Consider the following 26,763-nt stretch of genomic DNA (forward strand, 5'->3'; position numbering starts at 1 on the left):
TTTTTTGCCTACTTTTTTGGCAAGACAAAAAAGTAGGTCGCCGCCCCGCAGGGGTGGTGAAACTGCAGTTGAAGTTGCAGTTGAAGTTGCAGTTGCAACCCAGTTACAACCAACAACCCTCTGCGCCGAACGCGGCATCGGCCACCAACGCATCGGCAAGCTGCCCGTGGCTGTGCAAGCGGCCGACATTCCCGAGTTGCACAAGTACGTGCAACTCGGCGCCGCCCGTCATGCCGCAGGCCGCGCCCCGTCAAACGCATCCTGCAGCAACTGCCGCACCGCCGCTCTCTCCAACGGGCGCGGATTCGGGTACTGGTTCAGCAAGGCAAGCTCGCAAGCACGATCCAGATCGCAGTCCCGCATGCCGATATCGCGCAGCGCAACCGGTGCGCCATTGTCGCGGGCCAGGTCGAACAGCGCTTGTGGCGCGCTCGCCGCGCCAAGCGCCGATGCCACCGTGGCGATCGCCTGCGGCGCGGCGCTTGCGTTATAGGCCAGCGCATGCGGCAGCACGATGGTGTGCACCTCGGCGTGCGGCAGGTTGAAGCTGCCACCCAGCGTATGGCATAGCTTGTGATGCAGCGACATGCCAACGCTGGCCAGCACGCTGCCGCACAGCCACGCGCCATACAGCGCATCGCTGCGCGCGGCCAGCATGTCCGGCGCGCTGCCGCTGGCGTGCGCCTGGCGGATGGCGGGAAGCGCACGGCCCAGCGCGGCGATGCCTTCGCGCGCCATGAGGCTGGTGACGGGATTGGCGTCGCTCGCGTAGAGCCCTTCGGCGGCGTGCGCGATGGCGTTGATGCCGCTGGTCACGCTCAGCCGCAGCGGCAGGCCGAGTGTGAGCTCGGGGTCGTACACCACGGTGCGCGGCAGCACGCGCGCGTCGCGGCCGGTGCGCTTGATGCCGCCTTCGGTCAGGCCGAAGATCGGCGTCATCTCGGAACCCGAGTAGGTGGTTGGCACCGCCACGATCGGCAGGCCCGACTCCAGCGCGATGGCCTTGCCCAGCCCGATGGTGGAGCCGCCGCCGATCGCCACCGCGCCATCCGCGCCCAGGCGCGCGGCCTGCTCGCGGGCAGCGCGCGCGGATTCGATCGGCACGTGCATCACGGCACCGTCGAAGACCCCCGCGGCACGCTCGCCCAGCAGGTCCGCCACATGCTCGGCCTGGCCGCGCTGGCCTGGCGTGGACAGCACCAGGACGCGGCGCGCGCCCAGCGCGTCGATCTCGGCGCCGAGCCGGGCCAGCGCGCCCGCGCCAAACACCACGCACTGCGGATGACTTTGGTAGACGAAGGATTTCATGATGCGATGCTCAGTCGGCCACGATATTGCGGCTCTTGATCACGCGGGACCAGCGCTGCGACTCGCTCTTGACCAGCGCATTCATCTCCTGCCGGCCGCCCGCCACCACCTCGAAGCCCCCGTCGGCCAGGCGCTGCGCCACCTTGGGGTCGCGCAGGGTGGCGCTCATGTCCGCCGCCAGCCGGTTCAGGATGGCCTCCGGCGTCCTGGCCGGTGCGATCATGCCGACCCACGAATAGACTTCGAAGCCTTTGTAGGTCTCGGCAATCGCCGGCACCGCGGGCAGGTGCGCATCGCGCCTGGGCGAGGTCACCGCCAGCGCGCGCAGCTTGCCGCCCTGGATATGCGGCAGCACCAGCGGCAGGCTGGCGATCATCGAATCGACGTGGCCGCCAAGCAGATCCGAGATGGCCGGGCCGCCGCCCTTGTAAGGGGTGTGGATGCCGCTGGTGCCCGCGGTCTCGTGGAACAGCTCGGCCGCCAGCTGGTTGGAGCTGCCGGCGCCCACCGATGCATAGGAAACGGTAGCCGGCTTCTTCGCGGCGGCCACGTAATCCTGCAGCGTCTGGAACCGGGAACTGGCCGGCACCACCAGCACCATGGGCGAGCGCACCATGTATGACACGCCGGTCAGGTCACGCTCCGGCGCGTACGGCAGCTTGGGGTACATCGACGACTCGGTGGCGAAGGAGTCGAAGATCATCCCCACCGTGTAGCCGTCCGGCGCACTGCGCACGATGGCACCGGTGCCGATGGTCCCGCCCGCGCCGGCGCGGTTCTCGATGACCACCGTCTGGCCGAGGCGGGCGCGGAAGTCCTCCTGGACCATGCGGCCTACCTTGTCGACCGTGCCGCCGGCCGCAAACGGGATGATCAGCGTGACCGGCTTGGCCGGGTAGGCTTGCGCGTTGGCGCCGCCGGCAAGGCCGAGCGCCAACGCGGCGGTGGCCGCCAGGCGCCGCAGCAGCGCCTGGCCGCGTGCGGCGTGGGGGTGATCGGAACGGCTTGTCTCAAATCTTGTTGTCATTTTGTCTTCCTGTTGCGGTGACCGCGCCACGCCATCGTGTGCGCCGAGGCAGGTGCACGATGGCGTGCTTTTGCCAAAATTGCGAAGATAGCCCAAGCGAAAGGCATGGATTCGATGCTAACCTGTCGCATCGGCCGGGGCAATCTGGTCTGACTGCGAAACGCCTTTGCACAGGACGCACAAATGGAATCGGCAAAATTTGCGGAAAATCTTTCGATCTTTGTCGAGGTGGCGCAGGCGCGCAGCTTCTCCGCCGTGGCCCGCCGCAAGGGCATGGTGGCCTCATCGGTAGCCCGCCAGATCGACTCCCTGGAGAACGAGCTGCAGGTGGCGCTGTTTACCCGTTCCACCCGCGCGCTGGTCCGCACCGACGCCGGCAACCTGCTGTTCGAGCGCGCGGTCAAGATCCTGCACGACATGACCGACGCGCGCAGCGAGGTCACCTCGCTGGAGCAGGGCGTGAGCGGCCTGCTGCGCGTAAGCTGCCTGCCCGCCTTTGGCCGGCGCCACGTGGTGCCGCACCTGGCCGCCCTCTATGACAAGTACCCGCGCCTGGCCATCGAGCTGGACCTGACCGAGCGCATCGTCGACCCCGTGGTGGAGCGCATCGACCTGGTGATCCGCGTGGGCCAGCAGGCGGACAGCAGCCTGATCGCCCAGCGCGTGGCCAGCCAGCGCTACGTGATCTGCGCCTCCGCGGCTTACCTGGCGCGCCATGGCAAGCCGCGGCACGCCAGCGAGCTGGGCAGCCACCGGCTGATCGACCGCCGCCACAGCACCAGCATGCGCGGCTGGCGCGAGTTGCTGGACAGCGACGTCGCGCAGCAGGCCATGTTCGCCTTCGAGTGCGACGACTGCGATGCACGGCGGCTATCGGTGCTGCAAGGGCTGGGCATTGCCCTGATGCCGGACTGGTCGATCGGCGGTGATATCGGCGATGGCCGCCTGATCGAACTGGAGATGGATGGGCTGGCCCCGCAACCGGAATCCGGCATCTACCTGCTGCGCGCACTGCCGCGCGCCAGCGCCAAGGTGCGGGCGTTTTGCGAGCACCTGAGCGCCAGCATCGGCAGCCCGCCACGCTGGCAGGTGGCCATGGCGCCAGTGGGCGAATAACGCCGGGCTGGATTACACGGGATCGCGCAGGATCGCGCAGGCGACCCTGGCCGCACTGGCCGCGCTATTCGCCTGGCAGCAGCCCCAGGGCAATCGCCGTGCGCACGGCCTGCAAGCGGTTTCCCACATCCAGCTTGCGCATCACGTTGCGCATGTGGTGGGAAATGCCATGCTCGGAGATGCCGAGGATCTGCCCGGCCTCCCACGAAGTCTTGCCCAGCGCCACCCAGCGCAGCACCTCCAGCTCCCGCGCCGTCAGCGACACCGCTGGCTCGGCGCGTTCGCGCGCGATCGTGCAGAAGCGATCGAGCACGGCTTGCGTGATGGCCGGGCCGAACAGGCGCGCGCGGCAGATGGCGGCCTCGTCGTCGCCCGCGCTGCCATCGAGCGACAGCAGCGCCAGCGTGCCCATCTCGTGGCTTGGCATGCTGGCGGAAAAGGCAATGGCCGCGGTCAGCCGGCGGTCCAGTTCGGCCCGTGCCCGCGCCGCGTCATCGGGAGCCCGTACCAGGGGTTCGGCGTTGCTGCACACCACCGGCCCCAGCGAATCGCGCGCCTTGACCACCAGCGCCGCCAGGGCCTCGCCGTGGGCTTCCAGCGGCAGGCTCGCGCCGCCGGGCAGGCTGGTCAGCGAACCGGCATGGGCCGCACCCGAGCCCGGCAGCCCCTTGTAGCGCAGATAGAAATGATTGAACCCGAGCAGCCTGGCGGCGGTGCAGACGGCGCCCGCCAGCCCCTCGATATCCTGGGCACGGTCGATGTCGCCAAGCAGCACGGCCAGGGCGGAGGGCGCATCGGCGGGAATCGCGGCGCCAAGCGAAATATCGGGAGAACGCATGTGTGAAAACCGCCGCTCTTGCTGCGGGATGGCATCTGTCAGACGCCAATCATAAGCGTGTTTCCCGCACGGGCAGCGTAAAGCGGAATGTGGCGCCCGCCCCCGGCTGCTCATCGACCCAGATGCGCCCGCCGTGCGACTCCACCACCGAGCGGCAGATCGACAAGCCCATGCCCAGGCCCTCTGGCCGGGTGGTAAAGAATGCGTCGAACAGGTTCGGGATGTTCGCCGGCGCAATGCCCGGACCCGTGTCCTGCACCGTGCAAAGCACCCGCGGCGGCACGGCGCCGAGCCGTTCGCACCGCACCAGGATCGAACGCTGGCCGGCTGGCGCCGCCGCGCAGGCCTGCATGGCATTGAGCAAGAGGTTGATCAGCACCTGCTGCAGCTGGATGCGATCGCCCAGCACCGCCGGCAAGCCAGGCATCACGTGGGCGGACACCGCCACGCCCTGGTTGCCCATTTCAGGCATCAGCAGCGCCAGGGATTCAGCCAGGGCGGCACCCAGGTCCACGGGCGCGCGCTGCGGTACGCCCTTGGCCGCCAGCGCGCGCGTGCGGCCGATGACGGCGCTGGCGCGCTGGCCCTCGCTGATCATGCGCTGCACCGCGCTGCGCGCCTCCTCCAGGTTGGGTTGCGCCCGGTCCAGCCAGCGCAGGCAGGCTTGCCCATATGTGATGATGCCGGCCAGCGGCTGGCTGACTTCGTGCGCGATGGATGCCGTCAGTTCGCCCAGCACGGCGATGCGCGACACATGCGCCAGTTCCTCCTGCGCCACGCGCAGCACTTCCTCGGCGCGGCGGCGCTCCGTGATATCAACCACCGTGCCGACAAAGCCCAGGCTGTCCTCGCTGCCCCGGCGCGGCTGTCCCACGCAGATCAGGTGCTTCTCTTCGCCGTTGTGGCACAGAATGCGGAACGCCTGCTGGAACGGCGTGCCCTCCTTGCGCGCGCGGGCCATGCCGGCGAGCACGCGGGCACGCTCGCCGGCATGGATCATCGCCACCAAGGTGTGCATGCGCGGTGCGCCAGCCGCGGGGTCCAGCCCGAAGAGCCGGTACATCTCCGCCGACCAGCGCATCTCGCGCCGCGCCGGCCACCATTGCCAACTGCCGGTCTTGCTGATGCGCTGGCCCTCGGCCAGGGAGGCCTCGCTTTCATGCAGGCCGCGCCGCCTCGCACGGGCGTTGCCCAAGCTGCCTTTGCGCAACGAATGACGTGGGCAATAGGGTCTGCGCATCGTGATCACGCCTGCGCCGCCACGTTGGTCAGGCCAAGCACGTGCGCCATCACCACCAGGTCGGCAAAGGTGCGCGCGCCCATCTTCTTCATGGCCTGCGCGCGGTGGATCTTGACCGTGACCGTGCTCAGGCCCACGTCGTCGGCAATCTGCTTGTTCATCAGGCCCGCCGCCGCCAGCGCCATGACTTCACGCTCGCGCGATGTCAGCGTCTCGAACGCGGCCTTCAGCTCGCGCCCGCGCTGTTCGCAAGCGCGCCGCTGCACATCCCTGCCGATGGCTTCCGTCACCGCATCGAGCAGGTCCTGGTCGCGGAACGGCTTGGTCAGGAAATGCGTTGCACCGGCCCGCATCGCCATGACCGACATGGCAACGTCCGCGTGGCCGGAGATGAACACCACCGGCACCGGGCAGCCCACCGCGGCCAGCATGGCCTGCAACTCCAGCCCGCTGGCACCCCTGAGGCGCACATCCAGCACCAGGCAGCACGGCACATCGGGGATCGGAAAGCACAGGAACTCGGCCGCGCAGGCAAAGGTCCTGACCTGGATGTCCATCGAGCGGAACAGGCTGGCAATGCCATCGCGCAAGGCCGCGTCATCGTCAACGACCAGCACCACGCCGTCATCGACGAGCCAGGCGCCGCCGGGACCGGGATAGCCGTCGGATATCGCCATGCCGCATCCTATGCCCTGCACCTGGAGAAAGGGCATGCGACGATCATTTGAATCCTCTATTCTCAAACTCCGGAAAAAAACGGCAACGCGAGATGCGCCAGCCTGCCTGGCGGGCATCGCGATTCTTCCCTATCCGCATGAGGCCGGCCATTGTCCAGGGGTGTGCACAGTTCATCCCCGGGTGTAGCCGGGGCGTGAGCCCATGCAAGGGACACCTCGCCGGCCTCAAGATTGCGGCCATCTCGCATCAATTTTGCAATCGTTTGCATTGTGGATGAAAGCGCCGAAAGATCAAGCCCGAAAACGCGGCAGGACCGGATCCGCACAATTCGAAAATGGCCTGCAGCCCTTACCGCGCATGGCTTTGAAGCCGATGGCCCGCGCCCACTACAAGGATGTGTAGTTGACCACCGTTGCGATTCCCGGAAGATGCGGATTGCTCGCCTGCGCGAGCCGCCTATTGCGCCTATTGCGCCGGCGGCGCCGTCGAGCCGCGTACGATCAGCTCGGGGCGGAGCACCACGCTGGCGGCCTCGGCCTTCGCGTTCTCGATGCGCGCCAGCAGCAGCGTCGCCGCCTGCACGCCCATCTCGTGGACGGCAATCCGGATGGTGGTGAGCGCAGGCGTGAGCGCATCGACAAAGGGCATATCGTTGTGGCCGATCACCGAGACGCGCGCGGGGCATGCAATCCCGGCCTCGCGCAGGTAGTCATAGCATCCCAGCGCCACCAGGTCGTTGCCCGCGGCGATCGCGGTCAGCGCGGGAAACCGCGCCAGCAGCGTGCGGCAGGCTTCGCGCCCCGCTTCGCGGCCGTAGCTTGCCGCCTCCACGATCATCCATTCGTCTTTGCGCAGCTTGTGCCGCCGCACCGCATCGATAAAACCCTGCTTGCGCTGGTGGCCGGTGGACAGCGAGTCCGGCCCGGCGATATGGCCAATGCGGCGATGCCCGAGCGCCACCAGATGATCGACGGCGAGCCGCATCCCGAGCAGGTTGTCGCTGACCACACAGGGCACCCGGCCGATATCCTCCCCGCGGTTGACCATCACCACGGGGATGTTCTGCTTGACGCAGTAATCCAGCACGGCATCCTCGCGCTCAGCGGTCGCCAGGATCAGGCCGTCGACCTGGCGGCCCATCATCTGGTCGATGACAAAGCGCTGGCGCGTCTTGTCGGCGCCCACATTGACCACGATGGGCACATAGCCGCGCGAGGCCAGCACGCCCTCGAGCCCGGCCAGGATCGGCGGGAACACGGGGTTGGAGATATCCGGCAGCACCACGCCGATGAGCCCGGAGCGTTTGGTGCGCAGCCCGGCGGCGATGCGGTTGGGGCGGAAACCGAGCTCGTCGGCCATGCGCAGGATGCGCTCGGCCACCTCATCGGCGACCAGGTGCCGCGTGGCGGCATTCATCACCCGGGAAACGGTGGAGTAATGGACATCCGCCTTCGCCGCCAGGTCCTTCAGGGTAATGCGCTTGCGCTGGTCCATGCGGGCAGGGAGGCTGGTGTGCGATGAGTGAGAACATGCCATTTTAAGCGAAGACGCACGCGCCGGGCCCGCTTCCTTGCCACCTCCCCGCACGCCTCTACTGCCCGGCCTGCACGCCGGACTGCCGCACCACCGGCGCCAGCTTGGCGATCTCTGCCTTGATGTAGCGCTCGAACTCCTGCGGCGTGGACGTGCGCGCTTCGGCGCCTTGCGCCGACAGCCGCTCGCGCACCTCCGGCGCGGCCAGCGCCTTGGCGATCTCGCCATTGAGCGCGGCCACGATCTCCTTGGGCGTGCCTGCGGGCGCCAGCACGCCGAACCATGACTCGAAGGCGTAGCCCGGCAAGCCCGACTCCGCCACCGTCGGGATGTCCGGCAAGGCGGTAGCCCGCTTCGGCGTGGTGACCGCCAGCGCCTTGAGCTTGCCCTGGCGCACGAACGGCATGGCGGAGACAGTGGGCGCGAACATCAGGTCGACACGGCCCGCCATGACATCGGTCAGCGCCTCGCCCGTGCCCTTGTAGGGAATGTGCGCGATATCCACGCCGGCTTCCATCTTGAACAACTCCCCGCTCAGGTGGGTCGAGCTGCCGGAGCCTGCCGAATCGAAGTTCATCGTGCCAGGCTTGGCCTTGGCCGCTGCCACCACATCCTTGACCGAGCCCAGCTTGCTGGCGCTGTTTACGACCAGCACGTTGGGCACCGTCGCCACCAGCGTCACCGGCGCGAAGTCCTTCACGGTGTCGTACGACAGCTTGGGATAGAGCGTGGCATTGATGGCATGCCCGACCGATACCAGGATCAGGGTGTAGCCATCCGGCGCGGCCTTGGCGACCAGCCCCGCGCCGAGCGTGCCGCCCGCACCGGGCCGGTTCTCCACGATCATCTGGTAGCGGCCGGATTCGCCCAGCTTGTTGCCGACGATGCGGGCGAGGATGTCGGTCGCGCTGCCGGATGAGAATGGCACCACCAGGCGGATCGGCTTGGCGGGATACTGGGGCGGCTGGGCGAGCGCGCCCCCGGCGCTCACCGCGAGGGTGGCGCTCAGCAGGATGTGTCGAATCACGGTTGTCTCCTCCACCGCCTCGGGTCCGGCCGGATCGTGGCCCGGCCGGGCTGGGCGGCGCGATGGTCAGGTTCGAGGGTTAGAAGTTGTGGCGCATGCCTAGCGCAAAGGTTTGCGGATCGGCGCCTGCCGAAACGCCGAGGCTGTTGATGGCGAAGTCGTAGATAGCGTTTTTCCTGTTGTTGATGCGGCTGTAGTAGGTAAAGAGCGCGGTGCGCTTTGACAGCGGATAGTCATAGCCGAGCGTGAACTGGGTGGCGCCGGTCTGCGCGCCGCTGCGAAAGAACCCCACCGTCTCGGTGGCGTTGCCGGCGCCGTTGCCGGCCAGGGCAAAACCCAGCCTGATGCTGCCGGGCCCGAGCTTTTGCACCACCGAGGTGTAGTAGCCGTTGCGCGTCAGGTCGCCCGTGGCGGTGCGGTAGTGCAGCCGCTCGTACAGGGCGGAGACCTTGGTGCTGGCGAACTGGTAGGACACGCCCACCTTGATGGCATCGTCGTTGCGGCCCGCCGTCTGGTAGTGCTGGTGAATCTCGTAGGCCAGCGCCAGGTTGAGCGGCCCGCGGTCATAGGTGGTGGCGAACGAGTAGAGCGCCGGGTTGCGCGGCGTGGTGGGCTTTTCCTCGGGCACGCCCCAGCCCACGCCCGCGCGCAAGCCTTTCCATTCGGGGCTGCGGTATTGCACGATGTTCTGCTCGCGGCGATCGAAGGAGTGCGTGTCCTGGATGTTGTTGGTGCTCGATGCCGAGCCGTTGCTGATCAGCGCCATATACCCGGCGGTGGTCGGGTAATAGGGGTCGTATTCCATGGTGGCTTCGGTGTAGGGCGTGGTCCAGTGCCCCATGAAAAAAGTACCGTAATCACCGCTCAATCCTATGCGCGAGTTTCGTCCCGCAATCTGCCCGGCCCCGTTATCGATCGACAGGTTGCTCTCGATCTGCCAGATTGCCTTGAGCGAGCCGCCAAGGCCCTCCTCGCCCCGCAAGCCGAAGACCGACCGGTTATTGGTCAGCCGTCCGGTGCCGCCCAGCACGGCGCCGTCGGTGGCGGTGCTGGCTCGCGAGTACTCGATGCTGGTATTGAGCCGCCCATAGACCGTCACCGTGGATTGCGCATGGGCGGGCCCGCACACCGCCACCACGGCAAGCGCCCCGGCGCCAGCCATCAGAGACGGCCACCGGTGCCGGAGCGCGGGGCTCGCCGCGCTGTCCTTCGTTGTCTCCTGCCACCTATGCCTCCAGGCATTTCCCATGTCTCTCTTCCTCCATTGCGGATTCGCGGCGCGTCCGCCTGGTCAATTTGAAGAATATGCAAACGTTTGCAATCAAAGTAAAAATTCAAGGCGGATACGGCATGGCCAGCAGCAGCATGGCGGGACGGTTGCCCGGATTCTCCACCTTGCGGGCTTCACCCGGCGCCAGGCAGACCGAGTCGTACTGAGACAGATGCACGGCCTGCGCCCCGTTGCTGATGGTGACTTCCCCCTCCAGCACCACATAGTGCTTTTCCATGGGCGAGGCATCCAGCCCGGTATGGCCGCCCGGCAGGATCACCGAGACACCGAGCCAGAGCGACGCCGACGGCCCGGCCTCAAACCCCTGCAGGCGCAGGCAGCGCATGCCTTCGTGACCGGGCGGGAAATAGGCCGGCGCGGCGGCGAACCGGGTCGTGTTCATGGCATCAGCACCACGCGTTCCGGGGCGCCTTGCAGCACCGTGCGGTAAGCCTCGGCGGCGCGCGCCAGCGCGAAGGTGTAGTCCGCGTGCACCGGGAAGGGCCTGAGCTGCCCGGCCGCGAACATGGGGCCGAGCTGATCGAAGACCGCCGCGCAAGCGATGCTGTCCATGGCCAGCGTATCGATGCCCACATACGTGTGCTGCCCGCGGTAAAAGGCGAAGATGTCGAACGGCACGGCGCGGTCGATGGTCGAGATGAAGATCTGCGCGGCGCCGATCGCCATGGCCTGGTTGGCTTGCTCGAAGTACGGGCTGCCGACCGTGTTGTAGACGATATCCGCGCCGTGCCCGCCGGTCTCGTCGCGCACCACTTCGGCGATGTTGTCGCGGCTGGCGTCCAGCATGCGCACGGTGCCGCTGGCGTGACCGCGAAACGGCCCGGCCTCGCGCTCCACGGCGAAGACGCGCGCGCCCAGCGCGGTGGCAATCTGGATGGTGGCCTGGCCAACCTTGCCATTGCCGCCGCACACCAGCACCACGCTGCCCGCCTGCGGCAGGCCGGCACGGCGCAGGCCCTCATAGGCGGTGACAAACGGCACGCCAACCGCGCCGGCTTCTTGCAAAGTGACATTGGCGGGCTTCTCGCGCACTGCGGCAATGTCGAGCGTCAGGTAGCGGCTGTGCGTGCCATCGCGGCGAATGCCAAGCTCACCGCCGCTGCCCCAGACTTCCTTGCCCAGCAGGTGCGCGGGGCCGTCCACCACCACGCCGGCGTAGTCGCGGCCGGGCACACGCGGCCACACGGCATGCGGCATCAATCCCAGCGTGGCCTTGACATCGCTCGGGTTGACGCCCGCGCTGGCGACTTCGATGACGCATTGGCCGGCGCCGGGCACGGGCTTGGGAATGCCGGCGAACTCGAGTTGCAGCGCGTCGATGTTCGCTGCCTTGCGGGAGACGCGGATAGTGTTCATGGTCATGTGATATTCGTGTTTGTGTTCGTGTATTTGCTTGTGTATGTGCTGGCCTGATCGTTCATGCCGCCCGCAGGCCGAGCGTGGCCCGGGCCTCGTGTGGCGACGCCAGCGCGCCGCCCAGCGATTTGATGATGTCGCGCGCCTTGGCGACCAGCGCTGCGTTGTCCGGGGCAAGCACGCCCTTGTCCAGGTAGATGTTGTCCTCCAGGCCAACCCGGACATGCCCGCCCGCCAGCCACGCCTGCGCCACCATCGGGAACTCCGCCCGGCCAACGCCAAAGGCGGACCAGTGCGCGCCCGGCGGCAGCATGTTGCGCGCGTAGAACAAGGTCTCGGGCGTGGCCGCGAACCCGTATTTCACGCCGAGCACGAAGGTCCACAGGCCGGGGCCGTCCAGCACGCCTTCCTGGATGAAGTCGCGCGCCATGTGGAGGTCGCCGGAGTCGAAGATTTCAAGCTCCGGCATGACGCCCGCCTCGCGGATGACGGCCGCCATCTTGCGTACGTTCCGGGGCGTGTTGATGACCACGTCCGCACCGGAATTCATGGTGTTGAGGTCCAGCGAACACACATCGGGACGCAGCGCGGCGATATGCGCGACGCGCACTTCCGGGCGGACCAGGGTGGTGCCCGGGGCGGCATTGCGGGGTTCGTCCTCGCCCGGCACGAAGCGCCCGCCCGGGCCGGTGGTCAGGTTGATGATGAGCGCCTTGTTGCGCTTGCGGATCAGCTCGATCACCTCGGCGTAGTACTCGAGCGCCATTGATGGGCGCCCAGTCTCCGGGTCGCGCACATGGATGTGGGCTGCGGCCGCGCCCGCCTCGGCGGCCTCCAGCGCCGCCGTGGCGATCTGCGCCGGCGTCACCGGCAGGCCGGGATGTTGCTCCGGGGTAACGATGTTGCCGGTGACGGCGCAGGTAATGATGGTCTTTCTGCTATGCATGGTGAACGTGTTGGTGTCTTGCTGCCTTGCTGAATGGAACAATGTGTCGGGGGCGGGATCAGCCAAGCTGGCGCCCGCCGTCGACCACGATGGTGGTGCCGGTGGAAAAGCGCAGCGACGTGGCACAGGCCACGATGGCATCGGCGACGTCATCCGGCTTGCCGATGCGCTTGAGCGGCGTGGTCCTGGCCGCGCGCTCGTTGAATGCGCTGTCGCGCCCGGGCACGAAATCGGTGTCGACCACGCCGGGCGATACGTTGAGCACGCGGATCTCGGGCGCCAGCGCGCGGCCCAGCGATACGGCCATCATGTCGAGCCCTGCCTTCACCGCGCAGTACGCCACGTTGCTGCCCATGCCGGTGCGCCCCGCGATGGACCCCACGTTGACCACCAGCCCCTCACCCGTTGCCTTCAGGTACGGCGCCATGGCGCGGATCGCGGCGAACTGGCCGCGCCAGTTCACGGCGAACATCTCATCGATCAGCGCATCGTCCAGCGCGTCAAGGTCGGCGTGCGCGATCGCCTTGGTGAAGCCCGCGCTGTTGACCAGCATGTCGATGCGGCCGTACTTGCGCTGCACGTCGTCGGCCAGGCGCACGAGCGATGCGGTATCGCCGATCTGCGCCACCGCCGCAAGATGGTTGCCCGGCGGCAGTTCGGCCACCGCTTGCGCGCAAGTCTGCGCATCACGGCTGACCAGCACCACGCTGGCGCCCAGGGTGGCAAGCTTGCGGCCCGCCGCCATGCCGATGCCACCGGTGCCGCCGAGGATCACGGCAACCTTGCCGGCAAGTTGCGGCGTCGAAACTTGTTGTTGAATCGTCATCGTCATGTCTTCCGTGGTCGGTAATCAGTCGATCGGCGGCGTCGGGAAGGTCTGCTCGCCCGGCTCCAGCACAAAGTTGAAATCCAGCGTGTAGAACGGCGCCGGGAAGCCGCCCCATGGGCTTGTGCCTTCGTCCACGCGCCGGAAATGGCCCACCAGTTCACGGTGCACGCCAAAGGTCACGTCCGACTCCAGGTGCTCGGAATCGTCGGCGAAGACCTGCGTGACAAGCGTGCGATAACCCGGCGCCGCGGCGATGAAGTGAATGTGCGCCGGGCGGTATGGATGGCGGTTCTGTTCGGCCAGCAGCTGGCCGACGGGGCCGCCCGTCGGCACGGGATAGCCCGCCGGGCGCACCGAGCGGAAATGGAAGCGGCCTTGCGCATCGGCCCGGAAGGCGCCGCGCAGGTTCTTGTCCGGCTGCGAGGGATCCTGGTTGTCATAGAGGCCAACCGGCGAAGCCTGCCACGCCTCCACCAGCGCGCCGGCCAGGGGCTCGCCGGCGGTGTTGCGCACTTGTCCCCTCACAAACAATGGCAGCCCCGGCGTCTCGCCTTGCACCACGCAATCCCCGCACGCGTAAGACGGCGCGCCGCCGCGATAGAACGGCCCCAGCAGGGCGCCCGGCGTGCGGCCACCGGTGATGCCGTTGTTCATCAGCGTCACCAGCGTCGACAGGCCAAGCACATCGGCCGCCAGCACCACCTCGTTGTTGGTTGCGTGGGTCGCATGGCCTAGCGCTGCGACAAAGCGCAGCCCGGCCTCGAACTCCTCGTCGCTGGGCCGCACCTGCCTCAGGAACGCGTGCAGATGATCGACCAGCGCCTCGACCACCTCCCGCAGGCGCGGGTCGGTGGTATCGCGCATCGCCTGCTTGACCAGCTGGCTCAGCGTGTGTTCGTCGTCCACCAAGGACAGGCCGCGGCCGAGCCTCGGGGCAAGTGTCGTCTCCATGTTCATCTCTGGTTTCCGTTCTTTGCAAACGTTTGCATTATGGGCCGCGTTCTGGAAAAATCAAGAACATTCGCAATTGGACCGGCCCGCGCATCGTATGCTGTAGTACGGGCGAGCGCCCTCCTCTTCACAAACATGAACCCCGCCATGCAGACCACGCCACAGTCTTCGCCACAGTCCTCGCCGCCTACGCAACCGCAGGCAATCGCCAGCCAGGTGTTCAAGGGCGCCATGCTCAGCCTGGTAGCGGGCTACGTCGATGTGGTCGGCTTTATCGCCCTGTTCGGCCTGTTCACCGCGCACGTCACCGGCAACTTTGTCATGCTCGGCGTGGCGCTCGCGCACGCGACCGGCGGCGTGCTGTCCAAGCTGCTGGCGCTGCCGGTGTTCGCGCTATCGGTGGCGGCCACGAAGATCGCCGTCGATGCCATGCAGGCGCGCGGCAGGCCGCCGCTGCCGCCGCTGCTGGTCACGCAAGGATTGTTGCTTGCCGCCTTCATGCTGGCGGGCTGCCTGGCCTCGCCCATGGCCTCGCCCGACATGCCGTCAGCCATTGCGACCGGCATGCTCGGCGTGGCCGCCATGGCGGTCCAGAACGCGCAATCCCGGATCGTGCTGACCGACCATGTGCCGACCACCATCATGACGGGCAACAGCACGCAGGTCATCATCGACCTGGTGGAGTTGCGCAGCGCCTCGGCCGACAAGGTGGCCGCGGCGAAGAACCGGCTGCGCAAGATGGTCCCCGCCATCGCTGCATTCGCGGCCGGCGCCGTGTCAGGCGCGTATGCCTATGTGCAGGCGTCGTACTGGTGCCTTGCCGTGCCGATCCTCATCCTGCTGGCGCTGGCATATAGCTACCGCGCCGGGCCGGCCGCGTCCCTGGCCGGGAGACAGGCGTAGCGCCGGGATGCAAGCATGGGATGCGTGCCTGAGCAGGCGTCCGGGGTCCGACGTCCGCCGCGATGTGCCCTATAGTTCAAAGCCAGTGGTAGCGCAAGGAGATGCACCATGGCGAGCTGGCCGAGCGCACCGGCCGGATCCACCCGGACCGGGTGTGGACAGTGGCGCTGGTGGGCCGTGGCGCGGCATGGCTGTTGATGGCGTAGGCCAGTGGCAACCCGATAGAATCAAAGGCCTATCGATTTAGCGCAGGTTTTAGCGCAGGTTTTAGCGCATATGCAAGCCATGCAGTCTCTGACTCCGGTGCGACTGGCCCGGCTGGCGTTCGCCGGCCTGGCGTTGGCTTTGTCGCTCCCGGCCAGCCCGGCCTCGCAACAGTGCGACAGGAGCCGTTTCGTGATTGCCATTGATGCGGGACATACAGCCAGCCATCCGGGCGCGACGAGCGCGCGCGGCGTGCCCGAGTTCGAGTTCAACACGCGCCTCGCCGCAACGCTGGTGCCGGTGCTGGCGGGCATGGGGTTCGCCAACGTATTCCTGACCAACGAGCGCGGCGCGGATATCTCGCTGACAGACCGCTCCGAGCTGGCGAATCGCCGCGGGGCGGATCTGTTCCTGTCGCTCCATCACGACTCGGTCCAGCCGCGTTATCTTTCCGCATGGACCTTTGAGGCCAAGCCCCAGCGCTACAGCGACAACTTCGCCGGCTACTCGATCTTTTTCTCCGGCCAAAACCAGCAGCCAGACGAAAGCCTGCGGTTCGCGCGCGTGCTGGGGTCCGAGCTGCACAGGCACTGCCTGCGCCCGACCCTGCACCATGCCGAACAGATCGAAGGCGAGAACAGGGAACTGGTCGACCCGGACCTGGGCATCTACAGGTTCGATGCACTCAAGGTCCTGGCTACCACCAGGATGCCGGCGGTGCTGTTCGAAGCCGGGGTGATCGTCAACCGCGCCGAGGAAACCCGGCTTGGCGATCCGGCGTACAGGCGGATGATGGCCGAGTCGATCGGCGCGGCGGTCGCCCGGTTCTGTGCCGGCGACAACGGTGCGGCAACAGCGAGTGCGCAATCATGCTTACCTCCCTGATGGCGCCGGACAACGGCGCGCGAGCGCGACGGGCCGGCCAGTGCTTGCAATTTACGCGGCATGCCGCATGGGCGACAGTCATCGTCTTGCTCGCCCTGTGCGCCATGGCACCGGTGGCACAGGCCGCGCCCTCGGGGCGGGTCGTGGGCACGCTGCTGCGCACCGGCGAATGGCTGGTGCATCAGTTGCGGGAATACGCGGTCCACGAAGCCATCGGCTTTGGGCTCGACGCGCTCGGCATCACCGAAGCCAAGGCCAATGAGCAAGAACTGAAGACACTGGAAAAACAGCTGGAGGCCAGCCTCGCCGCCAGCGCCGAGAACAGCGCGGCAAAGCAGGCGGAGCTGCGCGAGCAACTCCATGCCGCCGACGTGCAGCTGGCGGCGCTGCGCCAGTTGCAGACCCAGCGCCTGAGCGCGGCCGATACGCAGCAATTGCGCGACCAGGTCGAGGACAGCATGCAGCGGATCCTGACCGTGATCAACGAACACGAGCGCAGGCTGGACGCCCTGGAGCGCGACCTGAATGCCTTGAAGACGCGCGTGGCGCAGATCGATACGCCGCCCCCGCGCGCGGCGGCGCCGTACAACGCGGGAACGGCAATGGGAGCGGGAGCGGGAGCGGCGATGCTGCCGCCGAGCTTCAACTGCGGCAACGCCAGGACCGGGCCGGAAAAGCTGATCTGCAATGACCGCCGGCTTGGCGACGCGGATGGACGGCTGGGGGCCATCTACGAAAACCTGCGTTTCTTCCTGAACAGCGCCGAATTCATCCAGGTGAGGGACGACGAACGGCGCTGGATCCGCTGGCGGGATGAACGCCTGGCAACGGATTGCGCGCGAGGCGGGCAGGTCGACATGAACTGCGCCATCGGCCTGTGGGAGACCCGCATCGTGCAACTGCAAGGGAAGCTGAAGCGCATCCAGCAGGCTCGCGGCGAGCCTTACAAGGCAAGCGGGCGGTAGAGGCAAGGGCCTCGTCGCACGGCATGCGCCGCGCCCCCATCCCCTTGGAGGCGGCTTCAACATGAAGCGATGCGGTTCTGGCCGGGGTCAGCACCCAGCAACCCGAAGCGATCCCCCTATCCGGCGATACCGAGGCCGTCCCTAGGGCGCGGCGCCGCCATCCAGCGTGGCCAGTGCCGCCAGGTAGTCGTAGCGCTCGACCTGTGCCTGCAGGCGCTGGCAGCCATCGGCGCACAGCAGGCGGGTAAAGACGTCCCGGTAGCGGGCAAAGGTGTTGTTGGCCGCGCTGTCGCCCTCTTCCAGCTGTTCGCGCAGGAGCTTGAGCACGGACTCCTGCGTGACATCGGGACCCGCAAGGGGGCCGCACGCATCCGGCGCGCCGCCATCCAGCGCTGCGGGTTCGGTTGGCAGGTGCATGCGCAAGGCCGCCAGCAATGGCAGGAAGGTAGTGCGCAAGGCTGCCAGCAGCGTGACGGGGTCGGGACGCCCTGGCGCATGAGGAAGTTGCAGGCTCGCCTCCAGCGTAGCCGCCGCGCTCGAGATCGGCATGGCACCGAGATTGGCGGCCAGGCCCTTGAGCGAGTGCGCGAGCGACAACGCGCCGTCGCGGTCGCCGTGGGCAAGCCGCTCGCCGATCCGGTCCGGCATGTCGGCGTAGCCGCTGGCAAAGCGCTCAAGCAACTGCCGGTAGACTTGCGCGCGGCCGCTGACGCGGCCCAGGCCGCCGCCCACGTCAAGATGCGGTGAGCTTGCCAGCGCGTCCACCCAGGCCGGCCGGGACCCGGCTGACGGGGCGGCGTCGTCGCCGCCCGGGACGGCCAGCCACTGGCGCAGCATGGCGTAGAAGGCCGGCGGGCTGATCGGCTTGGCGATATGGTCGTTCATGCCGGCGGCCAGGCAGCGCGCCCGGTCTTCCGGCAACGCGTTAGCCGTCATTGCCACCACCGGCAGGCTTGCGAACGCCTCTTGCTCGCGGATGTGCCGGGTAGCTTCGAACCCATCCATCACGGGCATCTGCACGTCCATCAGGACCAGGTCGTAAGCGCCGGACTGGAGCAGGTGCAGCGCCACGGCGCCGTTCTCGGCCGTATCGGGGTAGATGCCCGCAGCCTGCAGCAAGTGGACCGCGACCTCGCGGTTGATGTCATTGTCTTCTACCAGCAGCACGCGCGCGCTCGGCAACTCCGGCGTGGCATCGAGCGCCGCCGAATGCGGCTGCGTCGCCTCCGGTGGCGCGTCATTGTCCGGGGACAGCGTGCGCACCGTCGCCTCCAGCAGCAGCGATGCGCTCACCGGCTTGATCAATGTCGCGTCAAAGCCCGATTGCTCGCCCTCGCGCAAGACTTCCTCGCGGCCATGGGCGGTAATCATGACGCGGCGCGGGCGCGGGTGGCGCAGGCGCATGGCGTCGATATGGCGAGCGGTCTCGATGCCGTCGAGACCAGGCATCTTCCAGTCGATGAACACGGCCTGGTAGGGATCGGCGGCTTCGTCGGCCTGGGCGATCCTTGCCAGGGCAGCCCGGCCGGAACCCGCCTCGTCCACGCGGAAGCCAAAGTTGCGCAGCATGGCAATGATGACCTGGCGGGCGTAGTCATGATCGTCCGCCACCAGCAGGCGGCAGCCCGCCAACTGTGGCGCGACCAAGGCGCTGGCAGGCCGCTTCTTGCCCGCCAGCAGGTCCAGCTCGAACCAGAAGTTGCTGCCCTTGCCCGGCGTGCTTTCGACCCCGAGGGTGCCGCCCATCAACTCCACCAGACGGCGGCAGATGGCCAGACCCAGGCCGCTGCCGCCGTAGCGCCGGGTAGTCGAGGCGTCGGCCTGCTCGAAACTCTGGAACAGGCGCGCGCAGGTCGCGGGGTCGATGCCGATGCCGGTGTCGCGCACCTCGAAGCGCAAGCGGATGCGGGGCTGGCATTGCCCGTCGCCGTGGCGCTCGACGCGTATTACGATTTCACCCTGGTGGGTGAACTTCACCGCGTTGTTGGCGAAGTTGATCAGGATCTGGCGCAGGCGCAGCGGATCGCCGCGCAGCGAGTCCGGCACGTCCGGGGCGACTTCGACGATCAGTTCGAGGTGCTTGGCAACGGCCCGTTCGGCCACCAGGTCGCTCACCGTGCGCAGCATCCGCTCCAGCGAAAAATCGATCCGTTCGATCTCCAGCTTGCCGGCCTCGATCTTCGACAGGTCCAGGATGTCATCGATGATCTCGAGCAGATGCTGGCCGGAATGCTGGATCTTTTCCAGGTAGCCGCGTTGCTTGTCGTCAAGCCGCGTGCGCAGCGCCAGATGCGCCATGCCGATCACCGCGTTCATCGGGGTACGGATTTCATGGCTCATATTGGCCAGGAAGCTGGCCTTGGCATGCGCGGCGCTCTCCGCGGCCTGCTTGGCCACGACCAGTTCAGCATTGGTCTGGGCAAGCTCGCGCGTACGTTCCTCGACGCGGCGCTCCAGCGTCTGGGACAGCGAGGTCAGCCGGCGGTTGACCTCGACCTGCTCCGTGATATCGATACCCACCGCACCGACCCCCACCACCTGATGGGTGGCCGGGTTGCGCACCGGAAAGCGCGTCATCTGGAGATGGCGCTCGCCATGGGGCGTGCGCAGCGCGTAGACGTGCTCCTCGGCCTTGCCCGATGACATCACGCGCGCCTCCATCTCCCGGCGTGCCCGCGCGACTTCAGGGTTGGAGCCGGCATCCCAGTCGGACCTGCCCAGCACTTCGCCCTCGCTCGCGCCGAGCAGCGCCTGCATGGCCGGGTTCAGGGCCAGCATGGTGTGATCGCTGTCCTTGAGCGACATGACGGCGGGCGAGTGCTCAAGCATCGCGCGCATCCTTTCCTGGCTTTCCGCCAGGCGCCTGCCGTCGCGCCGCGCGATCCACGTGGCGGTGCCGATCAGCAGCAAGATGATGGCCGTCAGTGCCGCCAGCACGTCGCGGGTGAACAGGTATGGGGCGAACGCTTCGCCCATGTCCTGCTCCACGATCAAGCCCATCTCCAGGCCGGGGACCCAGATGCCTGCGCCCGCGGCCCGCTGGCCACGGTAGTCGGCATAGTCGTAGGCAAGCACGGAGGCATGGTCGCGCAGCAGGCGCTCGGCAACCAGGGTCAGCGGGCCGCCCGGCTGGGCGCCGCCGCCATCCTTGCCGCTCTGGCCGGGGACCCGGGCCCATACATTGAGCATGGACGCGGTGCCTGGCGCCAGCCGGCCCTTGGCCTCCAGCTCGGCGCCGAAGCGGCTGGGAGACACCAGCCGGCCCCGGGCGTCGATGGCGTAGAGTTCGCCAGTGCGGCCGAACTGGCCAGCCGCGATGATCGGCAGCATCACGGCGCCGGGATCCAGCCGCAGGCATAGCACGCCAATGGCGCGTCCCGCGTCCAGCAGCCGGGCGCACACCACCTGGAACGGCAGGTCCACCAGCGTGCCCCACGGGTCCCGGGTTCGCTCCGGGGCAGGATAAGGCGGCGAGGCGGCGCTGCCCTCTTCCAGCGCCCGCCGGGCTGTCTGGGCAGGCTCTGGCAAAAGCAGGCGGCCGGTGCGGCCGGGCAGCTCCGACGCCACGATCTTGAGGTCCGGCGTAGCCAGGACGTAACCGAGGTAGCCGCTGCTCTGGAAGACCGGGGTCACCCAGCGTTCGAACCTCGCCACCGCCTCACCATCCGGCAACGGCTGGCCCGGGGCCGGGGCCAAGAGCAGCGGGCGCGCGAACCTGAGCGCCTCCGGCAGGCGCGCAATCCGCTCGGCGCGCCGCTGCTGCTCGCCACTCCAGAGCCCCAGCAGCCGCGCGTTCGTCGCCAGCATCGACTCCACGCGCGTGCCCAGGTTGGCCCGGTCGTTCTCGTACACCAGCTGGGCGGCGCCGCCGGCCAGCAGGCAGACTGTCACCACCAGCAGCACGGCATAGGCGTAGCGCCGCAGACCGGCGCGCGTGGCCAGCCGCCTGCGCCAGGCAGCCAGCAATCCAGAAGCGGATGCGGCCATCATGCTTGCGGCGTGGCGGCGGGATAGCCGTTGGCGGCGAGCAATGCCACCTCGCGCGCATGGTCCGCGTCGGTGTCTGCGTAGCGTTGCGAAATGGCCAGGAACTCGGGCGCGATGGCCAGGAACGCGTCCACCATGTCCGGATCGAAATGGCTGCCTCTCCCTTCGCCGATCATCCTTACCGCCTGCTCGTGCGGAAATGCGGGCTTGTAGACGCGCCGGCTGATGAGCGCATCGTAGACATCGGCGACCGCCATCAGGCGCGCGGAGACGGGAATCGCATCGCCCGACAACCCGTCGGGGTAGCCGCTGCCGTTCCATTTCTCCTGGTGATAGTGCGCAATCTCGCGGGCGTAGCGCAGGAAGGAGTTAGGGGTGCCGCACTGGGCCTCGGCATGCGCAATGGCGTCACGCCCCAGCGTGGTGTGGGTCTTCATGACCTCGAATTCTTCGGCGGTCAGCTTGCCGGGCTTGAGCAGGATGCGATCCGGGATGCCGACCTTGCCAATGTCATGCAGCGGGGCCGACTTGAACAGCAACTCGATGGTCTCGTCGTTGAGCTCGTCGCAAAAGCGAGGATGGTGCCGCAGCGCCTGCGCCAGGCGGCGCACGTAGTGCTGGGTGCGCCGCAGGTGATTGCCGGTTTCGTTGTCGCGCGTCTCCGCCAGGGATGCCATGGCCATGATGGTGACGTCCTGGATCACGGAGATCTCCCGCAGCCGCCGCTGCACCTCCTGTTCCAGGTAGGCCGACTTGTCCTGGAGAAAATCCCTGGCGCTCTTGAGGGTGAGATGGGTGGCGATGCGCGCGTGCATCACCAACGGGCTGAGCGGCTTCATGATGTAGTCCACCGCGCCTACCTGGAACCCGCGCGTCTCGTCGTGCTCACCGGTACGGGACGTCAGGAAGATCACGGGGACGTCCATGGTGGCCGGGTTCGCCTTGAGCTGCCGGCACGCTTCGTAGCCGTCCATGTCCGGCATCATCACGTCAAGCAAGATCAGGCTCGGCGGGGCCGCCGTGGCGATGCGCACCGCCGCGCTGCCCGAGGTCGCCACCTTCACCCGATAGCGGTCCTGGAGCAACGCGGCCATCATCGCGATGTTTTCTGGAAGATCATCCACCACAAGAATCGTGGGCTGGGCATCGGAATTATCAGAGCGCATGGGGAGATTCAGGTCGGGATACTTGCCGGGCAGGCAAGATGACGGCGTTTGCGGCGCGCTTCGAAAGACATGCCGTCATATTGCGTTGACATAGCGGATTACTCGCACCGGTTCGCTTTTCGCCCGGGCCAGGCCACAGATTGCACGGGACGCAAAAAACCAAGGTGCATCCCTGCCCCTGTCTTGCCATAACGGACATCTCGCGTCGCAAATTCAGCCCCCCTTGCGGAGGGGATCAAGTATCGGCGCCCACTGCCGTTAACCCCGCTCCGAGCGGGCGCAGCAAAAAAAAAGGCCCACCGAAGTGGGCTTTCCCAAGACAAACGGACATCGGTCGCATGGCATTGACACTGACACCCCCGCAATCGATTCAATGCACGCCGACTACGTCAGAAGACGTGTCCGCATTGCCGGCATCGCCGCACGCCACACCGGCTTGTTGCCCGACCCACAGCGAGTCCATGCAGGCATCGAGGCCCGTCTTTCGCCGAATCGAAGCAACGGCCGCATTGTCATGGGTTCCCGCTGGATCGGAAAGAGTAAAAATACTCTCCCCGTCCCCTATTCCTGCCCTGGCAACGGATGCGCATGCAGGGCGTGCGAACTGAGTAATTCCACTCTTTCGCGGCAGCCATCGCCAAGCCATCATGAGGCATGGAATCTCATCAGCTAACTGTTCGCCACACCTTGCGCATCGACCAGTGGATGACGGCGGTGGGCAACGGCGAAACCTCACTGGAGTATGACAACTGGTTAAGCTGCGTGCTCAATGACCTGGAACCCGGGCGGCCGGAGTACGCGATATCGATCACGACCCGGGAAGGCAAGAACGAGTTCCGGTTCCAGCATCGCACGCGCTATGAGGTACGGCACCCCAAGTACGGCATCCGGCGATTCGTGTGCGCCGTCGACAGCGATGCGACATTGATCGCCTTCGAGAATACGATCTCCGGTGTCCGCTACCCATGGGTGACGATCGACGGCACATTCACCCAGGCTGAACTGTGGTCGCTCAGGTTGCTGTGCGCCGGAGTCGACCTGTGCGCCGCCCCGGTCGGCGTGGAGAGCCGCTGAAACGTTGGCGGTTCCGGGGAACGATGTCATGGCCGGCCCCCTTTTTCCGGTCCAGAGCGTGCTTTGCGCGTGAGGCTTACCAGCATGGCCGATTTTGCAGGGAAACAGCACTCCCCGTGTCCCCACCTGCAGATGACGCGCCAGATTCACGCGCCGGGCTGCCTCTGGACCCTTTTTACACCGCGCCCACGGCGCACGCCGAGCGCAGGTTGGCGATCAGCGCCGGAAAGTCCCGGGCCAGCGTGGCGAGCGCCACGGCATCCGCCCGGTCATCCTGCAAGCCACGGTCCAGCACCGAACATGCCTGCGCGAGCTCAGCCGCCCCAAGCATGCCGAGCACGGCCCTCAGGCCATGGGCATGCAGGCTTGCCTGGCCAAAGTCGCCGGCCCCGATGGCCGCATGGATCTGCGTTACCACGTCCGCGCGCTCGGCGCAGACGCGCTTGGCCAGATTGATGTAGATATCCTCGCGGCCGAACAAGAGTTTGATCCCCGCGGCGGCATCCAGGCCCGGTACTCGCTTCAGGGCCTGCGTCACCGCCGTCCCCGCTCCTGCCGGGCCGCGAGCCGCGCCCGATGGCACGGCGACGGGCGGTAGCCATGCCGCGATGGTGCGAAACATTGCCTGTGCGTCGATCGGCTTTGAGATGTGATCGTTCATCCCGCCCTCGATGCAGCGAATGCGGTCCGCCGACATCGCGTCCGCCGTCAGCGCCAGCACCGGCAGGGCATGAAGGCCCAGGCCGTGGCGAATCGCGCCGGTGGTCTCTATACCGTCCATGCCCGGCATATGGATGTCCATCAGCACGATATCGAATGCGTTTTCCTTGAGCGCCACCAGCGCCCGCTGGCCGTCGCCGGCAACTTGCACGTCCATGCCCGCCAGCTCGAGAAGATCGCGCGCGACCTCCTGATTGATCGGATTGTCCTCGACCAGCAAGACCCTGCGCCCGCGCAATGCCTCCCACGCCGGCCCGGCGAGCGAGTGGCAATCCGATGGCGCCACAGCCATACGCGAAAGCGCGGAGCCCGGAGCGGCCGCCCGGTCCGCGCACGCAATCCCCAGCGACACCTCGAACGAGAAGATGCTTCCGACACCAGCCTGGCTCCGCGCGAAGACGCGCCCACCCATGAGTTCCGCCAGCTTCTTGCTGATCACAAGCCCAAGCCCCGTGCCTTCAAAGCGGCGGTTCATCGCGCTGTCCAATTGCTGGAACGGCGTGAATAGCTCCGACAATGCTTCCTGAGCAATGCCTACGCCCGTGTCCTCGACCTCGAAACACAAGCCGATATGGCTGTCGCGCACGAGCGTCTCCCTGACTCGCAGGCAGACCTCGCCACGATCCGTGAACTTCAGCGCATTGCCCAGGAAATTGATCAGGATCTGCCCGACACGCAGCGGATCGCCGACCAGCCGAAGCGGAATCGCGGGGGATGTGAAGATGGACATCGTGATGCCCTTCGCTTCCGCCGTTTCCCAGAACAGTCCCGTAACACGGTCCAGCAGTTCAGACAGGTAGAATTCGCGCGCGTCGATGGTCAGCTTTTCCGCCTCGATCTTCGAGAAATCCAGGATATCGTTGACGATCCCCAGCAAGTGCCCGGCGGATGCACCGATGCGCGTCAGATAGCGATCCAGCTTGTCCGCGCGCTCGCGGCTCAGCGCCAGATGCGACATGCCGATGATGGCATTGAGCGGCGTCCTGATCTCGCGGCTCATGTTGGCCAGGAACTGTGCCTTGACGCGCGCAGCCGATTCAGCCGCCTCGCGGGCCGCCGTCAGCTGTAGCGTTCGCTCTTCGACGCGTGCTTCCAGCGTGTTGGTAAGCGCCTCCAGCGCCTGCCTTGTGCGCTCCTGCTCAGTGATATCGGCGGCCACGGTACCGACGCCGATGATGCCCGCATCGTCCGGCCCGCGCACCGGGAACGTGACCATGCGGAAGACACGTTCATACCCATAGCGAGGACTGATCGTATGCACCTGGTTCTGGGATGTTCCGCTGGCCACGACCAGTTCGTGCATATCGCGGCTGATCTGCGCGATATGGCGATTCGGGATGACGTCCCAGTCGCAGCATCCCACGAAAGCGCCGCGCGGCACCCCGATGGCTTGCTCGTAAGCTTGATTGGCCATGATGCCCACACCCTCGATGTTCTTGTAGGCCAGCCCGGTCGGCAGGTTCTCGCGGAATGCGCGTATGCGCTCCTCGTTCTCGATCGCGCCGCGGCGCGCGCGCCACTGGAATGCCGCCAGCGCAAGGATCAGCCCGATCGCGATCGCGGCAAGGCTGGCGATCGCCCTGCGGACCAGGAAATACGACTGATAGGCTTCGTCCACCTGCAGCTCGACCACCAGCCCCATGTCCTGGTCAGCCAGCCATCGGCTAGCCCCGATGACCTTGTGTCCGCCATAGCCGTCATAACCCTCGGCGTCCACCGCCTCCTTGACTTTATCCGTCAGCAGTTGCTGCGCAAGTTTTGTCGGGGCATAGCCAGTACGGCCCTGCACCAGCAAATCGGCCGCCGGCCGCTCGCCGGGCAAAATCCCCCACGGCACCGGGGAGTCGTCCTGCCGCGTACGATCAGGCGGCGCATCGCGCGCCGAGTCGCGGGTCGGGGAGATAATGCGTGCGGCGGAATCGATCACGTAAGCCTCGCCCGTTTCGCCTATCCGGCCCGCCTTGAGAATCTTGAACAGCCTCACGTAGGGATCGACACGCAGGCACAGGAAGCCAGCGGCCCCTCCATCCACATCGATGCGCGCGCAGGCAACCTGATAGAACATCCCGGCCGGCTGTTCAACGCCCTGTGCCATGAGCGGCAGCGTCGAGACAGTGGGCCGCGAAATGGCAAATCCAAGCGCCTGCGCCTCGCGCAACGTCCGTATGGTCTGCTCGGTCAGGTCCGAGGCGTTGACATAGCGCGGGCTGCTCGCCGCGAGAATGGTATGGTCCGGGTGGATCAGGGCATAGCCGTCGAAGCCCCGGCTCCTGTAGATCGGCAGGATCCACTGGTCGAATTCAGCCCGCAAATCGGCCCGGCCGGGATCGGCCAGGATACGTTTCACCAGCTTTTTCAGGGCAGGGTTCTCGGCGATGCTCCCGACTCGCCCCGCAGAATCCTCGCCCATCGCCTGGTTCAGGTCCAATATCGCCTGGAGCACGGCTTTCAGGCGGCCTTCGGCCCTCCGATGAAATTGCCTTTCAAGCCCCCGCAGCACCGCGTGGCTCAAGACCAGCAGCAATACAACGGCCGCCGCCGTCATGATGAGATTCTGGCGGACCTCTCTCCCGCTTGTCCCTCGCAGACTCCTTAAGTAACGCTTGATCATGATTTCCTGCGACGAATCGCGACGCATCGACGACGGGGCGGCATTCCTGCCCCGTGCCGGCGGCCGGCGGGACCTTGATTTCCGGCTTTCGCGACTTCTACTTTACTG

Annotated in this window: 21 protein-coding genes; 5 read left to right on the top strand and 16 right to left on the bottom strand. The window is 66.9% G+C overall.

Features of this window, described 5'->3' with window-relative positions; all coding sequences use genetic code 11:
* Nucleotides 1-228: 228 nt before the first annotated feature.
* Together AC1RWI_RS29055 and AC1RWI_RS29060 are read right to left on the bottom strand one after the other, a co-directional pair.
* Nucleotides 229-1,308 (bottom strand): maleylacetate reductase, encoded by a 1,080-nt coding sequence (locus AC1RWI_RS29055; RefSeq protein WP_492870047.1) that lies wholly within the window; start codon nucleotides 1,306-1,308, stop codon nucleotides 229-231.
* A gap of 10 nt (nucleotides 1,309-1,318) precedes the next feature.
* A complete protein-coding gene (locus AC1RWI_RS29060) occupies nucleotides 1,319-2,335 on the bottom strand; it encodes a tripartite tricarboxylate transporter substrate binding protein (protein WP_492870048.1) in 1,017 nt (338 codons plus the stop codon).
* Nucleotides 2,336-2,518: 183 nt separating this feature from the next.
* Here AC1RWI_RS29060 and AC1RWI_RS29065 point away from each other — a divergent pair, with 183 nt between their 5' ends.
* Nucleotides 2,519-3,451, top strand: a complete 933-nt coding sequence (locus AC1RWI_RS29065) for a LysR family transcriptional regulator (RefSeq protein ID WP_043356648.1) — start codon at nucleotides 2,519-2,521, stop codon at nucleotides 3,449-3,451.
* 64 nt (nucleotides 3,452-3,515) lie between these two features.
* Here the strand turns inward: AC1RWI_RS29065 and AC1RWI_RS29070 are convergent, their stop codons facing one another.
* From AC1RWI_RS29070 to AC1RWI_RS29120, 11 genes are all read right to left on the bottom strand, one after another.
* Nucleotides 3,516-4,289 (bottom strand): helix-turn-helix transcriptional regulator, encoded by a 774-nt coding sequence (locus tag AC1RWI_RS29070; protein ID WP_492870049.1) that lies wholly within the window; start codon nucleotides 4,287-4,289, stop codon nucleotides 3,516-3,518.
* A gap of 49 nt (nucleotides 4,290-4,338) precedes the next feature.
* On the bottom strand, nucleotides 4,339-5,484 hold the full coding sequence (locus AC1RWI_RS29075) for a sensor histidine kinase (RefSeq protein WP_492870050.1): 1,146 nt from the start codon (nucleotides 5,482-5,484) through the stop codon (nucleotides 4,339-4,341).
* Between the two features lie 50 nt (nucleotides 5,485-5,534).
* The gene (locus AC1RWI_RS29080) at nucleotides 5,535-6,206 is read right to left on the bottom strand and encodes a response regulator transcription factor (RefSeq protein ID WP_043356651.1); all 672 of its coding nucleotides are present in this window, start codon (nucleotides 6,204-6,206) and stop codon (nucleotides 5,535-5,537) included.
* A gap of 466 nt (nucleotides 6,207-6,672) precedes the next feature.
* Nucleotides 6,673-7,701, bottom strand: coding sequence for a LacI family DNA-binding transcriptional regulator (locus AC1RWI_RS29085; protein ID WP_144410036.1), 1,029 nt, complete (start codon nucleotides 7,699-7,701; stop codon nucleotides 6,673-6,675).
* Between the two features lie 97 nt (nucleotides 7,702-7,798).
* Nucleotides 7,799-8,767, bottom strand: a complete 969-nt coding sequence (locus AC1RWI_RS29090) for a tripartite tricarboxylate transporter substrate binding protein (RefSeq protein ID WP_043356656.1) — start codon at nucleotides 8,765-8,767, stop codon at nucleotides 7,799-7,801.
* A 79-nt stretch (nucleotides 8,768-8,846) separates the two neighbouring features.
* Nucleotides 8,847-9,929, bottom strand: a complete 1,083-nt coding sequence (locus AC1RWI_RS29095) for a porin (protein ID WP_043356657.1) — start codon at nucleotides 9,927-9,929, stop codon at nucleotides 8,847-8,849.
* A gap of 172 nt (nucleotides 9,930-10,101) precedes the next feature.
* A complete protein-coding gene (locus AC1RWI_RS29100; RefSeq protein WP_492870051.1) occupies nucleotides 10,102-10,440 on the bottom strand; it encodes a cupin domain-containing protein in 339 nt (112 codons plus the stop codon).
* Nucleotides 10,437-11,414 (bottom strand): quinone oxidoreductase family protein, encoded by a 978-nt coding sequence (locus AC1RWI_RS29105; RefSeq protein ID WP_492870066.1) that lies wholly within the window; start codon nucleotides 11,412-11,414, stop codon nucleotides 10,437-10,439. The genes AC1RWI_RS29100 and AC1RWI_RS29105 overlap by 4 nt, the downstream gene beginning before the upstream one ends.
* A gap of 61 nt (nucleotides 11,415-11,475) precedes the next feature.
* Nucleotides 11,476-12,360, bottom strand: coding sequence for a beta-keto acid cleavage family enzyme (locus AC1RWI_RS29110; protein ID WP_492870052.1), 885 nt, complete (start codon nucleotides 12,358-12,360; stop codon nucleotides 11,476-11,478).
* Nucleotides 12,361-12,418: 58 nt separating this feature from the next.
* The gene (locus tag AC1RWI_RS29115; RefSeq protein ID WP_492870053.1) at nucleotides 12,419-13,186 is read right to left on the bottom strand and encodes an SDR family NAD(P)-dependent oxidoreductase; all 768 of its coding nucleotides are present in this window, start codon (nucleotides 13,184-13,186) and stop codon (nucleotides 12,419-12,421) included.
* A 24-nt stretch (nucleotides 13,187-13,210) separates the two neighbouring features.
* A complete protein-coding gene (locus AC1RWI_RS29120) occupies nucleotides 13,211-14,140 on the bottom strand; it encodes a dioxygenase family protein (protein ID WP_082055326.1) in 930 nt (309 codons plus the stop codon).
* A 147-nt stretch (nucleotides 14,141-14,287) separates the two neighbouring features.
* On the opposite strand from AC1RWI_RS29120, the gene AC1RWI_RS29125 reads away from it, so the two are divergent.
* The 3 genes from AC1RWI_RS29125 to AC1RWI_RS29135 all read left to right on the top strand — a co-directional run bounded on the left by AC1RWI_RS29125 (nucleotide 14,288) and on the right by AC1RWI_RS29135 (nucleotide 17,097).
* Nucleotides 14,288-15,043 (top strand): YoaK family protein, encoded by a 756-nt coding sequence (locus tag AC1RWI_RS29125; RefSeq protein ID WP_492870054.1) that lies wholly within the window; start codon nucleotides 14,288-14,290, stop codon nucleotides 15,041-15,043.
* A 276-nt stretch (nucleotides 15,044-15,319) separates the two neighbouring features.
* Entirely contained in the window at nucleotides 15,320-16,132 is an 813-nt protein-coding gene (locus AC1RWI_RS29130) for an N-acetylmuramoyl-L-alanine amidase family protein (protein WP_492870055.1), read from the top strand.
* Nucleotides 16,117-17,097 (top strand): lysozyme inhibitor LprI family protein, encoded by a 981-nt coding sequence (locus AC1RWI_RS29135; protein WP_492870056.1) that lies wholly within the window; start codon nucleotides 16,117-16,119, stop codon nucleotides 17,095-17,097. Before AC1RWI_RS29130 ends, AC1RWI_RS29135 begins: the two co-directional genes overlap by 16 nt.
* A gap of 141 nt (nucleotides 17,098-17,238) precedes the next feature.
* Here AC1RWI_RS29135 and AC1RWI_RS29140 read toward each other — a convergent pair whose 3' ends face one another.
* Entirely contained in the window at nucleotides 17,239-21,087 is a 3,849-nt protein-coding gene (locus AC1RWI_RS29140) for a hybrid sensor histidine kinase/response regulator (RefSeq protein ID WP_492870057.1), read from the bottom strand.
* Nucleotides 21,084-22,250 (bottom strand): response regulator, encoded by a 1,167-nt coding sequence (locus AC1RWI_RS29145; protein ID WP_043356669.1) that lies wholly within the window; start codon nucleotides 22,248-22,250, stop codon nucleotides 21,084-21,086. The genes AC1RWI_RS29140 and AC1RWI_RS29145 overlap by 4 nt, the downstream gene beginning before the upstream one ends.
* Nucleotides 22,251-22,904: 654 nt before the next feature.
* Here AC1RWI_RS29145 and AC1RWI_RS29150 point away from each other — a divergent pair.
* Nucleotides 22,905-23,324: a hypothetical protein gene (locus AC1RWI_RS29150; RefSeq protein WP_492870058.1), complete on the top strand. Its 420-nt coding sequence runs from the start codon at nucleotides 22,905-22,907 to the stop codon at nucleotides 23,322-23,324.
* Nucleotides 23,325-23,499: 175 nt separating this feature from the next.
* Here AC1RWI_RS29150 and AC1RWI_RS29155 read toward each other — a convergent pair whose 3' ends face one another.
* On the bottom strand, nucleotides 23,500-26,655 hold the full coding sequence (locus tag AC1RWI_RS29155; RefSeq protein ID WP_492870059.1) for a PAS domain-containing sensor histidine kinase: 3,156 nt from the start codon (nucleotides 26,653-26,655) through the stop codon (nucleotides 23,500-23,502).
* Nucleotides 26,656-26,763: the final 108 nt, after the last annotated feature.

The organism is Cupriavidus sp. MPR-AND1C (genome assembly GCF_058809705.1).